Here is a 15,007-nt window from a genome sequence, read left to right on the forward strand (position 1 = left end):
GCCTGCCGTCGCGATGGCGACGCGCGGTACGCCGCGCGTGGCCGTCAGCGGCTTACTGGCCGTCGCTGGAGGCGTTGATGCTGGCACCCAGCGAAGCATTGCCGCCGGCCTGCCCCTGCGCCTGACCGCTACCGGCCTGCGCACCGCCCTGGCCGCCCGCACCCGCCTGGCCCGACACCGACCCGCCATGCGTGCCCGCGCTGTGCGAGGCGCTGCCGCTGGCCGCACCATTGGCACTGCCGCTGCCGGACAGCGCCGGCACCGTCGGCAGGCTGCCGCCGCTGGCGGCGCCGTTGCCGCTGCCGTTACCGGCCGCAGTCGACGCAGCACCGTTACCGGTCACGCCATTGACTGCACCGGCGGCATTGCCGGCCGTCGCCAGCGCCGCCGTGGGATTGGCCGCGCTGGTCGCCGCGCCGAGCGCGCCGTCGGCCTGGCCCATCGCGCTACCGGCCGCGCTGCGTGCCGCCGCACTGCCGCTGGCGGCGGCATTGCCGGTCAGCGTGCGGCCCTGGTTCACCGCAGCGCCGGCGGTCTGCGCCGCGCCGTCCGCGGTGGCCGCGCCACGCGCCGCCGCCCGCTGCGCCGCCATCCGCGCACGATGTGACGACTGCTCGATGCCGCTGCGGGCGCGATCCAGCGGAACACCGGCGTCCAGGCGGCCTGCGCCCATGCCGTTGCCGCCGAGGCTGCCCCCGCCCAGGCCGCCCAGGGTGCCGTTGACCGCACCGCCCACGCTGCCCGCACCGCCCAGCAACTGCGCGCCGGCCACGCCCGGGGTCAGCGCCACCGACGCCACCAGCACCGCGCTCGCCAACAGAGTCTTGCCGTTCATCGCATTCTCCTCGTGTCGCCGCAGGCCATCTGCGGCTCTCATGTCTCCCTACGAATCGAGCGACGCAGAACATCCCGTGCAGGCGGGACGCAGACAGAATGCGTTCAGCCGCCCGGCGCGCGCTGCAGCGGCAGGTCCGCGCCGAGCAGCCCGGCGCCGTACACCGGATCGGTGCCGGGCGCACCGAGATCGCGCGCCTGCGCCTGCAACTGCGTGCGCACCTGCGCGGCCGCCTGCGGATTCGGCTGCGACAGTGCCTGCGCCGCCAGCCGCGCCACCAGCGGCGCGGCGAAGGAGGTGCCGCGCTGCGTCTGCCAGCGGCCTTGCGGTGCCGCGGCGATCAGTTCGCCGACCGCGGCGAAGGCCACCTGCGGCCCTCGCCCCGCCTCCGGCAAGACCCGCGCACGCGCATCCACCGCGGTGACGCCGATCACCCCAGGATAGGCCGCGGGATACAGCGGCGGTGCCGCCGGGCCGTCGTTGCCCACCGCGGCGACCAGCACGTGGCCGCGCGCGAGCATGCGCTGCACGGCGAGTTGCAGCGCACGGTTGGGGCCGCCGATCAGGCTGATGTTGATCACCGGCACCTGCTGCTGCGCCATCCATGCCAGTGCCCCGACCAGCTCGACCACGGTGCCGCCATCGGCCTGCCCGCAGTAGATGTCGGCCGCATACAGGGTGCGCGCCAACGGCCCGTGCGCCACCGCGCGTCCGGCCAGCAGCGAGGCGACCGCCGTGCCGTGCGGCTGCGCGCGCACCTGCCCGTCGCAGCCCCAGGATTGCACCTGCACGCCGGCCAGCGCCGGATGCGCGGCGTCCACGCCGCTGTCGATCAGCCCCACCACGAAGCCGCCCGCCGCGGCCCCTGCGGCGGCCGGAGCGGCGGAGGCGCTGGCGGGTGCCGGCGGCGTCGCTGCCGATCCGCTGTAAACGTGGTTGTAGTCGTAATCGCCCTGCGGATCGCGCTCGCGCAGCTGCTGCAGCGCGCGGCGCGTGGACAGGCCCGATGGCACCTGCAGCACCACCAGGCGCAGGCCGAATTCGCCGAAGCTGCGCTGCTCCAGCACGGCGAAGCCGGCCGCCTGCGCCGCTTGCAGCGCCGCCGGATCCGGCTCCAGCGCCACCACCTGCCCGCGCATCACCACCGCGCCGCCCTCGTCGCGCTCCAGCCCGCGCGGATCGCTGCGCAGCAGCGCCTGCAGGCGTTTCAGCCGCAGCCGTTCGACCTCGCCGCGCGCATCCTGCAGCGACTCCCCCACCCGATTCATGCCGCCCTGCATGCCCTGGGTGATGTCCTGCACCAACCCGCCGGCCGACGGCAGCGCCAGCTGCGCCAACGCTGGTGTCGCCACCGCCAGCCATGCCACGGCCATCCAGCGCATTCGTCTGCCCGTCGCCATGCCCCGCTCCGTTGTCCGCCCCTGTTGGCGTGCCACACTAATCCTGCCATCCCGACACGCGGTGAACGCCGCGCCGCGCCCATGGAAGAAAACCCCTCCGCCGAACGTATCACCGACATGCACGCCGATCCCACGGCCGCCGTCGGCGACGGCATCTGTACCCTGCTGCCGCAGTTGCGGCGCTTCGCGCGTGCCGTCGCCGGCCATCGCGAGGACGCCGACGACCTGCTGCAGATCGCGATCGAGCGCGCGCTGCGCCGCGCCGGGCAATGGCGGCCGGAGACGCCGCTGCAGTACTGGCTGTACGGCATCATCCGCCACGCCTGGATCGACGAGGTGCGGGCGCAGCGGCGACGGCGGCAGGTGTTCGTCGATGCCGCCGAGGGCGAACACGTCGGCGACACGCCGCTGGAGCGGCAGCAGGACTGGATGGCGGTGCAGGCCGCGATGGCCGGCCTGCCCGAGGAACAACGCCTGGCGATCGCGCTGGTGCTGATCGAAGGCCTGTCCTACAAGGATGCCGCGGCGGTGCTGGAGATTCCGCTCGGCACACTCACCAGCCGGCTCGCGCGTGGGCGCGAAGCCCTGCAGGCATCACTGGAGGCGACCGCATGAACACCACGATCGACGCACTCACGCTGCAGGCCTACGCCGACGGCGAACTGGATGCGGCGCAGGCCGCCCAGGTGGAAGCGGCGTTGCGCAGCGACCCGCAGCTGACACAGGCCCTGGAGCGGCTGCGCAGCCTGCAGGCGCGGCTGCGCGCCGGCTTCGCCCCGGTGCTGGACGAAGCGGTGCCCGCGCGCCTGCTCGCCGCCGCGCGTGCACGGCCGGCCGACGCGCCCGGCCAGGACACCGCTGTCGCGGCGCGGCCGCCCTCACCCATCCATGCGACGGCGCAGGCAAGCCGGCCGACGCCGCTGCGGCCGCGTGCGCGGCGCCGCTGGGCGCTGCCGGCGGCCTTGGCGGCGGCGCTGTTGCTGGGACTGTGGATCGCGCAGCGGCAATTGCCGCAGGGCGATGCGCACGGCCCGACGGTCGCGGCGGCCCAGGGGAGCGTCGCCGAGGGCGCGCTGGCGCAGGCGCTGACGCAGCAGCTGTCCGGCCAGTCCCAGGGCAGCGTGCGCATCGGCCTGAGCTTCCGCGATCGCGACGGCCATTACTGCCGCACCTTCGCGCTGTCCAACGCCAACGCCGGCCTGGCCTGCCAGCGCGACGGTGCATGGCGGGTGGAACTGCTGGCGCCCGCCGGCGAACGCGAAGACGGCGGCGGCATGCGCATGGCGGCCAGCCCGATGCCGGCCGCGGTGCTTCAGGCGGTGGATGCGCGCATCGCCGGCGAGGCGCTGGATGCCGACGGCGAACAGCGCGCGCGCGCACGCGGCTGGCGCTAGGAACAGGCCGATGTCCTGCCTGCTTTGGGATGGGCAACGCGCCTAGAACGCCTCCGAAGCACACCGGAACGCGTCCGGCAGGAGCCGCTTCAGCCGCGACGCGCGTTTCCGAAACGCCGGTCGCTGCTGAAGCCGCTCCTGCAGCGCATCGATTCACGCTCGATGCCGCGGACGCACCTTCTTCGAGGTTGCCCTCAGGGCAGCGCCGCCTGCGTCTTCGACTCGGTGGCAGCGTCGAGGCCGTCGATGCCGGCCAGCATCTTCTTCAGCAGTCTCTCCAGTTGCTGCTGCTCGCCGGCATCCAGTGCCGCGGTTTCCGTCTCCAGGAACGCACACACGTCCGGCAGCAAGCGTTCGATCAGGGCGATGCCGGCCGGCTGCAGGGTCAGCGCAACCTTGCGCCGGTCTTCCGGACTGGCCGTGCGCGACAGCAGCCCCTTGCTGCACAGGCTGTCGGTGAGACGGGTGATGTTGGCCGGCTTCTCGCTGGCGGCCTCGGCCACCTCGGTGGGGGTGATGCACTGCTCGGGCGTGCCGTACAGCATCATCAGGATCTCGTACTCCGGCGGGCTGATGCCGTACTCCTTTAGCACGCCGCTGGCGTTGGCATGCACGCGCTTGTACAGGTGCTTGACCAGCCGGACCAGGACGGCGGGCTCGCGCGGGAAGGCCGGATAGCGCGCGCAGGTGTGCGCCACGCGCCGCTCGGTCTGATCGAAACTGCCCATAAGAAATCGATTGCAAGTGGGGTAGCCGCCAATGCTACCCATTGCGCATCGTTCCGACGAGGGCACGCGTTGCGTTCCCGCATGCTGTCGACGCGGTGCACCGCACGCCGACGCCGACGCGCGCTGGCGCGCCGGCCACCGCTCAGGCGGCGAACAGCGGCGCGTATTCCGGTGCCACCAGCTCGCGCAGCACGCTGGCCGGCACGTCCACCGTCTGCGTGCCATCGGCGTACGGCCCCACCTGGTACGGCGGAAACACGAAACGCAAGGCGGTGATCTTGCCCGCCGCGTCGACCAACGGCTGGAACTGGCTGAAGTTGCCGGGCTGCGGCTCGGTGCCTTCGGCGATCATCTTGCTGGCGCTGCGCACCTGCTCGTCCTGGTCCTCCGGCGGCACCTGTTCGGCATCCACCCGCGTCTGCACCGCCTGGCGCAGCTGCGCGGCAACGTAGCCGGCCACCTGCTTCCAGTGCGACGCATCCGGGATCAGTGTCTCGGCGGTGAGCATGCGCTGCTGCTGCGGCAGCCACACCCAACGCGCCACCAGCGGTTCGCCGTGCGCACCGCCGGTGTAGCGGCTGCCGTCGGCGCTCAGCGCGACCAGGTCCGGACGCTCCAGCAGCATCTCGAACTGCAGCGAGAGTTCGTAGGGCGCGCGCGGGCGATCGTTGCCCAGCCCGTCGACCGCTTCCATCAGCTCGCTGCGCGCGCTCTGCGCGTAGCGGTTGGCCGCCTCGGCCAGTCCGGGGTAGCGGTTGATCGACGGCGGAAAAGTGATGCCGACCACATAGCTGGGGCTGTGTTCGACGATGTCCTTCAGTTCCGGCGGTGTGGTCTGCGCCGGCTCCGGCGCCGCGGAAGCCTCGCTTTGTGCCGGTGCCGCGGCGGGCGCCGGTACGGCGGCCGGTTCCTCGCGTTTGCAGCCGGCCAGTGCCAGCGCCGCGGCGACCGCCAGTGCCGTCCATGCCATCCGCCCGTTGCCCATCGCCTCTGCCCTGCTCACGTCGACTGCCCCTGTTCCTGCAATGCCTGTAAAAGTGGCGCGCATTATCGCGCCGTTGCGGTGCCCGATGCTCAATCGAGCAGCGCCGCGTATTGCGGATGCCGCTGGATGAACACGGCCGCGTACGAACACGCCGGCACCACCTTCCAGCCTTGTGCCTGCGCATGGTCCAGCGCGGCGGCGACCAGTTGCGCCGCCAGCCCGCGCCCGCCGATCGGGCCAGGCACCCCGGTGTGGGTGATGACCATGCGCCCCTGCTCCAGCACGTAGTCGAGTTCGGCGCGGTGGCCGTCGACCTGCAGGCTGAAGCGGTGCTGCTGCGGATCGTGCGCGATCGGGACGTTCGGTACGGACATGGGAAGTGGAATGTGTCGCGGAGCAGGCAGTGTCCGCTGCGGCTTGCCGCGGCGATGTGAAACACCTGCCCCAGGGCGTCACGCCGCCGACGCGGCGCGTCAGCCGTACGCCGCTCAAGTCGTGCCGCGCGCGGCCGATACCGCCAGGACAGGCCGAAAACCTGGCATGGGAGTTGCACCTCCCATCACGCAGCGATCCAACAGGGAACCACGCGCATGAGCGAGACCGAGAGCAAATACGACCAGGGCGACCACAACGCCTCCTTGCTGGAAGGGCTATTCCAACTGTCGGTCAGCGGCGACCACCAGGGCGGCGAGTTCCAGCAGCTCGACGACGAGGTCTACCAGCGCCTCAAGCGCACCTACGAGAACGCCGCCATCGGCAGCGCCAAGGTGCAGTTGCGCGGGCAGCAGACCCGCTGAACACAGAGGGCGGCCTGACGGACCGCCACCTGCCCCATGCGCGATGCGTGCCCACGACCGCATCGGCGCCACGGCGCATACCCAGCGCAGCGAATGAGAGATGTGCCGATCGCGCGGCGCCGCACGCCCGTGCGGACGCCACCGCGTCGCGGATCAGCCGCGCCCGAAGCGCGGGTTCGCCAGCTCGCCCAGGAAGTGCTGCAGCACCGACGGCTCCATGATCAGCAGGAACATCACGCCGAACGCCGCGCCGGCCAGGTGCGCGCTGTGGTTGACGTTGTCGCCGCCGCGGCGGTCCATCCAGATGCTGTAGCCGACATAGAACACGGCATACAGGATGGCGGGAATCGGAATCGGGATGAAGAAGAAGAAGATCCCGGTCCACGGTGCCATCAGGATGAAGGCGAACAGCACCGCCGACACCGCGCCGGAGGCGCCCAGGCTCATGTAGTTGGGGTTCTTCTGGTTCTTCAGGTAGCTGGGCAGGATCGAGACCACCAACGCCGACAGGTAGAACAGCGGGTACACCAGCATGTTGCCGGTCAGCCGCTCCATCAGCACCTCGATCGGGCCGCCGAAGAAGTACAGCGTGACCATGTTGAACAGCAGGTGCGGGAAATCGGCGTGGATGAAGCCGTAGGTCACCAGCCGATCGTACTGCTTGTGGCGGTCGATCGCCGGCGGCCACAGGATCAGCCGGTCGAGCAGCCGGCGGTTGTTGAACGCCGCCCACGACACCAGCACGGTGAGGACGATCAGGATCAGGTTGACGGGGGTGACGGAGGGCATGCGGGGTCTCAGGCGGGGCGGTAGTGGTCGACCATGCGGTAGCGGCGCGCGTACAGCCCGAACAGCAGTGCGGCGACGAACGCGAAGGCGGCGAAGAAGAACATCAGGAACGCGGTCTCGCTGAGCCCGGTGCTGCCGATGTGCGCGGTGACGCGGTCGTTGCGCACCGCCGCGTTGGACAGCAGCACCCACAGGTTGCCGACGGTGGTGGTGAGGTTCCAGAAACTCATCACCACGCCCTTCATCGACTGCGGCGCCTGGCTGTAGGCGAATTCCAGGCCGGTCGCCGAGACCAGCACTTCGCCGAAGGTCAGCAGCGCGTACGGCAGGATCTGCCAGGCGATGGAGAGGGCGTCGCCGCCATCCATCATCACCTGCAGCGTGCCGACCACGATCCAGGCCAGGCCGCTGAAGGCGATGCCGGCGGTCATCCGCCGCAGCGCGGTCGGCTCGTAGCCGCGGCGGCGCAGCAGCGGATACAGCACCAGGTTGTTGAACGGGATCAGCAGCATCACCAGCGCCGGGTTCAGCGCCTGCATCTGCGAGGCGCTGAACCACGCCGGCATCTGCATCTGCTGGCCCTGCAGCACCCAGGTCGAGGCCTTCTGGTCGAACAGCGAGAAGAACGGGGTGACCAGCGCGAACACCACCAGCACCCGCAGCACCGCGCGCACGCCGTCCACCGCCGCATCCGGATGCAGCGCGCGGGCGCGCTCCAGTTGCCACCAGGTGCCGCCGCCGATGCCGGCCAGCAGCAACACCAGCGCCAGGCACAGGCAGATCACCAGGCCCAGGGTCGGCACGAGGGCGAACGTCGCCAGCGCCAGCAGCACCGCCACGCCGGCCAGGGCCAGGCCGGGACGCCCCTGCCCCGGCGCCTGCCGCAGCAGCGCGGTGCGCACCACCTGGGCGAAACCGTGCGGATCCTTGGGCGGCAGCGGCACGCGCACGTAGCGGTGACGCCCGGCCCAGAACACCAGGGTCGCCACCAGCATCAGGATGCCGGGGATGCCGAACGCCCACGCCGGCCCCAGGTTCTTCAGCGCCAGCGGGATCAGCAGCGAAGCGAACAGCGAGCCGAAGTTGATGATCCAGTAGAAGGCGTCGAACACCACCTTGGCCAGGTGCTTGTTGCCCTGGTCGAACTGGTCGCCCATGAACGAGGCCACCAGCGGCTTGATCCCGCCCGCGCCCAGCGCGATCAGGCCCAGGCCGAGGAAGAAGCCGTTGCGATGGCCCTCGAACAGCGCCAGGCACAGGTGGCCCACGCAGTAGATCAGGCTGAACCAGAGGATGGTGCTGTACTTGCCGAAGAAGCGGTCGGCCAGCCAGCCGCCGAGCAGCGGGAAGAAGTACACGCCGATCATGAAGCTGTGCATGATGTGCTTGGCTTCGGCCTCGCGGCCGGGCGCCGTCATTTCCTGCAGCAGCAGCGAGGTGATCAGGAACTGCACCAGGATGTTGCGCATCCCGTAGAAGCTGAAGCGCTCGCAGGCCTCGTTGCCGATGATGTACGGAATCTGCCGCGGCATGCGCGCGGCGGTGCGCTCCTGCGCCGCGCTCATGCGGCGTGTCTCGTGGTGGCTTGGCTGCTCACGGGCCCTCGTCCAGGCAAAATTTTCAGAAGGTTACCCGATCGTTCCGGCGAATCGAACCGCTAGGACACGCCCTAGGTGCTTTCGCAATCGGCGCGCTGCCCGCATCATGGGGGCCTGTCCCGAGACGGTGCCGAGATGATCCGACCCTGGCTGGCCACCCTGTTGCTGCCGATGCTGCTGTGCAGCATGCCGTCGCTGGCCAGCGAGGCGGGCCTGTCCACCGAAGCCGAGCGCAGCGGATTCGCGCGCACCGGCCGCTACGCCGAAACCATCGCGCTGTGCGATGCCTTCGCGCAGCACTATCCGCAAGCGGTGCGCTGCTTCGACTTCGGCACCACCCCGGAAGGCCGGCCGATGAAGGCGCTGGCGGTGTCGACCTCAGGTGCACTGGATCCGGCGGCCGCGCAGGCGCGCAAGCTGCCGGTAGTGCTGATCCAGGGCGGCATCCACGCCGGCGAGATCGACGGCAAGGACGCCGGCTTCCTGGCGCTGCGCCAACTGCTCGACGGCCAGGCCGCGCGCGGCGCGCTGGACAAGCAGGTGTGGCTGTTCGTGCCGGTGTTCAACGTCGACGGGCACGAGCGCTTCGGCGCCTGGAACCGGCCCAACCAGCGTGGTCCGGAACAGATGGGCTGGCGCACCACCGCGCAGAACCTCAACCTCAACCGCGACTACGTCAAGGCCGACGCGCCGGAGATGCAGGCGATGCTGCGCCTGGTCGAGCAGTGGGACCCGCTCGTGTATGTGGATCTGCACGTCACCGACGGCGCGCAGTTCGAGCACGACGTGTCGATCCAGGTGGAACCGCTGCACGCCGGCGATACCGCGCTGCGCGGCGACGGCCTGCGCCTGCGCGACAGCGTGCTGGCCGATCTGAAGCGGCAGGGCTCGCTGCCGCTGCCCTACTACCCCTCCTTCGTGGTCAACGACGACCCTGCCTCCGGCTTCGAGGACGGGGTGCCGACGCCGCGCTTCTCGCACGGCTATTTCCAGCTGCGCAACCGCTTCGGCATGCTGGTGGAAACGCATTCGTGGAAGCGCTACCCCGAGCGCGTGCGCATCACCCGCAACACCATCGTCTCGGTGCTGCAGCAGGTGGCGCGGCATGGTGCGCAGTGGCGCGCCGACGCGCTGGCGGCCGACACCCGTGCGCAGGCCCTGGGTGGCAAGACCGTGGCGCTGGACTACCGCACCACCGACGCCTCGCATCTGGTGGATTTCCGCGGCTATGCCTACACGCGCACGCCCTCGCCGGTGTCCGGCGCGCTGATGACCCGCTACGACGAGCGCACCCCGCAACTCTGGCGCGTGCCGCTGCGCGACCAGATCGTGCCCAGCGTGGAAGTCGCGGCGCCGCGCGCTGGCTACCTGGTGCCGGCGGCGCAGGCCGCCCTGGTCGGCACCAAGCTGCGCCAGCACGGCATCGCCTTCCGCACGCTGGAGCACGACGCCACCCTGCCGGTGCAGACCTTCCGCGCCGACACCGCCAGCTTCGCCGCCCGCTCGTCCGAAGGCCACCAGCGGCTCAGCGTCGCCGGCGCCTGGAAGCCGGAGACCCGCGCCGTCGGCGCCGGCGCGCTGTTCGTGCCGATCGCCCAGCCCAAGGCGCGGCTGTTGATGGCGCTGCTGGAACCGCAGGCGCCGGACTCGCTGCTGCAATGGGGCGAGTTCAACAGCGCGTTCGAGCGCGCCGAGTACATGGAAGACTACGTCGCCGAGGACGTGGCGCGGCAGATGCTGGCCAGCGATCCGGCGCTCAAGGCCGAGTTCGAGGACAAGCTCGAACACGACGCGGCCTTCGCCAAGGATCCGCAGGCGCGGCTGGAGTTCTTCTACCGCCGCCACAGTTCCTGGGACGAGCGCTACCGCCTGTACCCGGTCATGCGCAGCGACGAAGCACCGTCCTGACGCGCGGTTCCACCCTCCCCCCGACTCCCCCCGATGCGCCTTCCCGTCATCTGCTGAAGAGGCTGTTCGTCCCGATATGAAAACGTTTACAGGATCCCTTTGCCTGACCCTCGCGCTGGCCTCGCCTGCCGTCGCCGCGCCGCCGGCGGCGGCCGCGGGCACGGCGTCCACGCCGAACGCCGCCGCTGCGCAGCGCCCGTGGAACGACCGCAACCTGTCGCCGGACCGGCGCGCCGCGCTGCTGGTGCAGGCGATGACCCCGGACGAGAAGTTCCAGATGCTGCACAGCTACTTCGGCCTGGGCAAGGACGGCGGCCCGAAGCCGGCCGGTGCGCTCGGCTCGGCCGGCTACGTGCCGGCGATCGAACGGCTGGGCATCCCGTCGCAGCAACTGGCCGATGCCGGCCTCGGCGTGACCAATCCCGGCAACATCCGCCCCGGCGACCACGCCACCGCGCTGCCCTCCGGCCCGGCCACCGCCGCCACCTGGAACCGCGCACTGGCCTTCGCCGGCGGCGCCACCATGGGCCGCGAGGCCTGGCAGCAGGGTTTCAACGTGCTGCTGGCCGGCAGCGTCAACCTGCAGCGCGACCCGCGCAACGGCCGCAACTTCGAGTACGCCGGCGAGGATCCGCTGCTGGCCGGCACGATGGTCGGCGAATCAATCCGCGGCGTGCAGAGCCAGCACGTGGTCTCGACCATGAAGCACTTCGCGATGAACGACCTGGAGACCGGGCGCAACACCCACAGCGCCGACATCGGCGAACAGGCCATGCACGAGTCGGACCTGCTGGCCTTCGAGCTGGCGCTGAAGATCGGCCAGCCCGGCTCGGTGATGTGCTCCTACAACCGCATCAACGGCGTGTACGGCTGCGAGCACGACTACCTGCTCAACCAGGTGCTGAAGCAGGAATGGAAGTTCCCCGGCTACGTGATGTCCGACTGGGGCGGCGTGCACAGCGGCTCCAAGGCGGCGCTGGCCGGCCTGGACCAGCAGTCGGCCGGCGAAGTGTTCGACAAGGCGGTGTATTTCGACCAGCCGCTGCGCATGGCGGTGGCCGCCGGCACCGTGCCGCAGGCGCGCCTGGACGACATGGTGAAGCGCATCCTGCGCGCCTTCATCGCCACCGGCAGCTTCGACAACCCGCCGCAGCACCAGCCGATCGACGACGCCGCCGGCGGCCTGGCCGTGCAGCGCGTGGTCGAGGAAGGCACGGTGCTGTTGCGCAACGAGGGCAAGCTGCTGCCGCTGTCGCGCAACCTGCGCCGCATCGCGGTGATTGGCGGCCATGCCGACAAGGGCGTGATCGGCGGCGGCGGCTCCTCGATGGTCGGCATCACCGTCAACGGCGGCAACGCGGTGCCGGGGATCGCCCCGACCACCTGGCCGGGCCCGGTGATGTTCCATCCGTCCTCGCCGCTGCAGGCGCTACGCAAGGCCCTGCCCGACGCGCAGATCGACTACGCCAGCGGCGACGACCCGGCGGCGGCGGCCAAGCTCGCGCGCGAAGCCGAGGTGGCCATCGTGTTCGCCACGCAATGGTCGGCCGAGTCGGTGGACCTGCCGGACATCGCCCTGCCCGACAAGCAGGACGCGCTGATCGCCGGCGTGGCCAAGGCCAACCCGAAGACCGTGGTGGTCCTGGAGACCAACGGCCCGGTCGCCCTGCCGTGGCTGCAGCAGGTGCCGGCGGTGCTGGAAGCCTGGTACCCGGGCATCCGCGGTGGCGAAGGCTTGGCGCGGCTGCTGCTGGGCGAGGTCAACCCGTCCGGCCGCCTGCCGGTCACCTGGCTGCGCGACGTGTCGCAACTGCCGCGGCCGTCGATTCCCGGCCTGGGCTTCAAGCCGGCGCAACCGGCCGGCAGCAACGTCGACTACAACATCGAAGGCGCCAACGTCGGCTATCGCTGGTTCGCCGCACGCGGTCTGGAGCCGGTGTATCCGTTCGGCTACGGCCTGTCCTACACCACGTTCGCCTACAGCAACTTCAAGGTGCAGGCCGACGGTCGCCATGTCGTCGCCAGCTTCGACGTGCGCAACACCGGCGATCGTGAAGGGGCCGACGTGCCGCAGCTGTACCTGCGCCTGCCGCAGGGCCACCACACCCCGATCCGCCTGGTCGGCTGGGACAAGGTGCTGCTCAAGCCGGGCGAGAGCCGCCACGTCAGCATCGTCGCCGAGCCCAAGACCCTGGCCGATTACGATCCGAAGCAGCGCCATTGGCACATCGTCGCCGGCGACTACGAGGTGCTGCTGGGCCGTTCGGCGACGCAGGTGGAGGCGCGCGCGCCGCTGCACCTGAAGGACGGCGTGCTGCAACATTGACCGAGGCGCGCGGCGCACGCGCGCCGTGTGTACCGGTCCCCGCCCCGCCTCCGCGCCTGTGCGCGCCGGAGGTGGGGCGATGTTCGTCATTGCCACCTGCGCGGCACCGATTGTGTGGCGGACGCCGCAGCACCATCGGCTGTATACGCAACCCTGAGACGCTGCGCCGTAGCATCGCCCGCATGACTCCCCGCGTCTTCCAATGGCATCGCACCGGCTGGCTGTTGCTGGCCGTGGCGGCATTGGCGCAGGCGCACGTGGCGGCGGACGCGGTGCCGACGGCCTCGGCCACGGCGGACGCCGCCCTCACCGTGGTCACGCTCACGCTCGCCCCGGATCCGCGCGCCACGCAGGACGGCGACGACTGGATCGCGCGCCGCGAGCGCATTGCCGTGGCCCTGCAGCGCCTGCATCCCGACGCCATCGCCCTGCAGGAGGTGCTGCAGACGCCGGAGATGCCGAACCAGGCGCAATGGCTGGCCGCGCGCCTGGGCTACCACTGCCACTTCATCAGCCCCGATCCGCCGAGCCGGCCGCAACGCCGCGGCAATGCGCTGCTGACCCGCCTGCCGGTGCTGGAAGAGGCCGAGACCTTGCTGCATCCGCTGGAGGACTACAGCGTCGCCGGCCTGGTACGGGTGGACCTGCACGGGCAGCCGGTGAACCTGTACTTCACCCGCCTGCACGCGACGCGCGACGGCGGCGCCAGCCGCCGCGAACAGGCCGAGGACCTGATGGCCTGGATCGATGCCACCGCCGAGGGCGTGCCCTCGCTGCTGGCCGGTGGCTTCTTTGCGGCGGCGCGCGCGCCCGAGCTGGCGCCGTTGGCGGTGCGCTTCGAGGACGGCAGCGTACGCGGCGAAGCGGCGCGTAACCGGATCGACGTGCGTGCGCCCGGCACGGCGGCGGCCGCCGACCACGTGTTCTTCGAACGCGGCCACTTCCGCCCGCTGCACGGCGCACGCCTGCTCGCGCCGGCGCCCGGCCTGCCCGTGGCCGGCACGCGCGGCCTGCTGATGGCACTGCAACCGCTGGACCCGATACCGACATCGCTGCAACCGGCGCCATAGCGGACGGCAGGCTGGGCACGTTCGCGCGCCGTGCGATCACCGCCTTGCGATGCGGCGCATGGGGGTGGATCGGCATCGGCATGCCATCGGACCGGAACGATCGGGCATCGCCGATTCCCTGCTTTCGTCACGCACAGCGTCATCTGCAGGAGCGTCTTCGGCCGCGACAAAGCATTCCCGGTAACGCCCATCGCGGCTGAAGCCGCTGCTGCCAGTTGTCTTTCGTCGTTGGCAGAGCTGCCCTGAAGCCGCTCCTGCGCCTGCACGCCAAAGGTTTAGCGCGCCCTGACGACGCAGCGGCGCAAGCGGCGGCCAATGCGGCATAGGCCGCCATCGCTGCTGAAGCACGCCGGTCACGCGCGCGAGGGAAGCGTAGCAACCTGGCAGCCACGCCCCACCCGCACTTCCAGCGCGTGTGCCTGGCATCCACACAAAAAAAGGCCGGGCGAACCCGGCCTTCTTCATGGTGCAGCGCTGGCGCGCGATCAGCCGATCGCGGCGTGGTAGCGGCGCTCCACTTCCTTCCAGTCGACCACGTTGAAGAACGCGCCGATGTAGTCCGGACGGCGGTTCTGGTACTTCAGGTAGTAGGCGTGTTCCCACACGTCCAGGCCCAGGATCGGGGTGTTGCCCTCGAACAGCGGGCTGTCCTGGTTGGCGGTGCTCTCGACCACCAGCTTCTTGTCGGGGGTGACGCTCAGCCAGGCCCAGCCGCTGCCGAAGCGGGTCAGCGCAGCCTTGGTGAAGGCCTCCTTGAACTTGTCGAAGCCGCCCAGCTCGCTGTCGATCGCCTTGCCGACGTCGCCACTGGGGGTACCGCCGGCGTTGGGCGCCATCACCGTCCAGAACAGCGAGTGGTTGGCATGGCCGCCACCGTTGTTGCGCACCGGGCCCTGCAGGTTCTCCGGCAGCGACTTCAGCTTGGACACCAGCGCCTCGATCGGAAGGTCGGCGTACTCGGTGCCTTCCAACGCGGCGTTGACGTTGTTGATGTAGGTCTGGTGATGCTTGGTGTGATGGATCTCCATCGTCTGCGCATCGATGTGCGGTTCCAGCGCGTCGTAGGCGTAGGGCAACTTGGGGAGGGTGTAGGCCATGCGGTTCTCCTGGACTTTCGCCGTCGAAAGGACGAGCGTTGCGTGAGCAATGGTAGGGACGGTCGGCGACCTTACCAAGG

The 15,007-nt window shown here is 70.6% G+C and carries 14 protein-coding genes; 6 read left to right on the forward strand and 8 right to left on the reverse strand.

Annotated features, from left to right (window positions below):
• Positions 1–52: 52 nt before the first annotated feature.
• Together CEK66_RS12445 and CEK66_RS12450 are read right to left on the reverse strand one after the other, a co-directional pair.
• Entirely contained in the window at positions 53–835 is a 783-nt protein-coding gene (locus tag CEK66_RS12445) for a hypothetical protein (protein ID WP_152237129.1), read from the reverse strand.
• A gap of 104 nt (positions 836–939) precedes the next feature.
• Positions 940–2,208 carry a S8 family serine peptidase gene (locus CEK66_RS12450; RefSeq protein WP_226978591.1) on the reverse strand — a complete coding sequence of 423 codons (1,269 nt, stop codon included), beginning with the start codon at positions 2,206–2,208 and terminating at the stop codon, positions 940–942.
• Positions 2,209–2,316: 108 nt separating this feature from the next.
• Here CEK66_RS12450 and CEK66_RS12455 point away from each other — a divergent pair, with 108 nt between their 5' ends.
• On the forward strand, positions 2,317–2,850 hold the full coding sequence (locus CEK66_RS12455) for an RNA polymerase sigma factor (RefSeq protein ID WP_017907990.1): 534 nt from the start codon (positions 2,317–2,319) through the stop codon (positions 2,848–2,850).
• A complete protein-coding gene (locus tag CEK66_RS12460) occupies positions 2,847–3,629 on the forward strand; it encodes a hypothetical protein (protein WP_226978592.1) in 783 nt (260 codons plus the stop codon). Before CEK66_RS12455 ends, CEK66_RS12460 begins: the two co-directional genes overlap by 4 nt.
• 194 nt (positions 3,630–3,823) lie before the next feature.
• Here CEK66_RS12460 and CEK66_RS12465 read toward each other — a convergent pair whose 3' ends face one another.
• From CEK66_RS12465 to CEK66_RS12475, 3 genes are all read right to left on the reverse strand, one after another.
• Positions 3,824–4,357, reverse strand: a complete 534-nt coding sequence (locus tag CEK66_RS12465; RefSeq protein ID WP_043092243.1) for a MarR family transcriptional regulator — start codon at positions 4,355–4,357, stop codon at positions 3,824–3,826.
• A gap of 142 nt (positions 4,358–4,499) precedes the next feature.
• Complete coding sequence (locus CEK66_RS12470; protein ID WP_150410210.1) at positions 4,500–5,327, reverse strand: DUF3298 and DUF4163 domain-containing protein; 828 nt, start codon at positions 5,325–5,327, stop codon at positions 4,500–4,502.
• Between the two features lie 104 nt (positions 5,328–5,431).
• A complete protein-coding gene (locus CEK66_RS12475; RefSeq protein ID WP_017915076.1) occupies positions 5,432–5,716 on the reverse strand; it encodes a GNAT family N-acetyltransferase in 285 nt (94 codons plus the stop codon).
• A gap of 216 nt (positions 5,717–5,932) precedes the next feature.
• On the opposite strand from CEK66_RS12475, the gene CEK66_RS12480 reads away from it, so the two are divergent.
• A complete protein-coding gene (locus CEK66_RS12480) occupies positions 5,933–6,139 on the forward strand; it encodes a hypothetical protein (protein ID WP_017909505.1) in 207 nt (68 codons plus the stop codon).
• Between the two features lie 153 nt (positions 6,140–6,292).
• Here CEK66_RS12480 and CEK66_RS12485 read toward each other — a convergent pair whose 3' ends face one another.
• Together CEK66_RS12485 and CEK66_RS12490 are read right to left on the reverse strand one after the other, a co-directional pair.
• Positions 6,293–6,928: a rhomboid family intramembrane serine protease gene (locus CEK66_RS12485; protein ID WP_017912452.1), complete on the reverse strand. Its 636-nt coding sequence runs from the start codon at positions 6,926–6,928 to the stop codon at positions 6,293–6,295.
• Positions 6,929–6,936: 8 nt separating this feature from the next.
• Positions 6,937–8,493 carry an oligopeptide:H+ symporter gene (locus CEK66_RS12490; RefSeq protein ID WP_043092250.1) on the reverse strand — a complete coding sequence of 519 codons (1,557 nt, stop codon included), beginning with the start codon at positions 8,491–8,493 and terminating at the stop codon, positions 6,937–6,939.
• Positions 8,494–8,661: 168 nt separating this feature from the next.
• Between CEK66_RS12490 and CEK66_RS12495 the strand changes: the two genes are divergently transcribed.
• The 3 genes from CEK66_RS12495 to CEK66_RS12505 all read left to right on the forward strand — a co-directional run bounded on the left by CEK66_RS12495 (position 8,662) and on the right by CEK66_RS12505 (position 13,830).
• Positions 8,662–10,434, forward strand: a complete 1,773-nt coding sequence (locus tag CEK66_RS12495; protein WP_152237130.1) for a M14 family metallopeptidase — start codon at positions 8,662–8,664, stop codon at positions 10,432–10,434.
• 76 nt (positions 10,435–10,510) lie between these two features.
• Positions 10,511–12,760, forward strand: a complete 2,250-nt coding sequence (locus CEK66_RS12500) for a glycoside hydrolase family 3 C-terminal domain-containing protein (protein WP_152237131.1) — start codon at positions 10,511–10,513, stop codon at positions 12,758–12,760.
• Between the two features lie 182 nt (positions 12,761–12,942).
• Entirely contained in the window at positions 12,943–13,830 is an 888-nt protein-coding gene (locus CEK66_RS12505) for an endonuclease/exonuclease/phosphatase family protein (protein ID WP_152237132.1), read from the forward strand.
• A 485-nt stretch (positions 13,831–14,315) separates the two neighbouring features.
• Here CEK66_RS12505 and CEK66_RS12510 read toward each other — a convergent pair whose 3' ends face one another.
• Positions 14,316–14,927, reverse strand: a complete 612-nt coding sequence (locus CEK66_RS12510) for a superoxide dismutase (RefSeq protein ID WP_048492197.1) — start codon at positions 14,925–14,927, stop codon at positions 14,316–14,318.
• Positions 14,928–15,007 lie beyond the last annotated feature (80 nt).

Source organism: Xanthomonas sp. LMG 12460 (genome assembly GCF_009192895.1).
GTDB classification, from domain to species: Bacteria; Pseudomonadota; Gammaproteobacteria; order Xanthomonadales; family Xanthomonadaceae; genus Xanthomonas_A; species Xanthomonas_A sontii.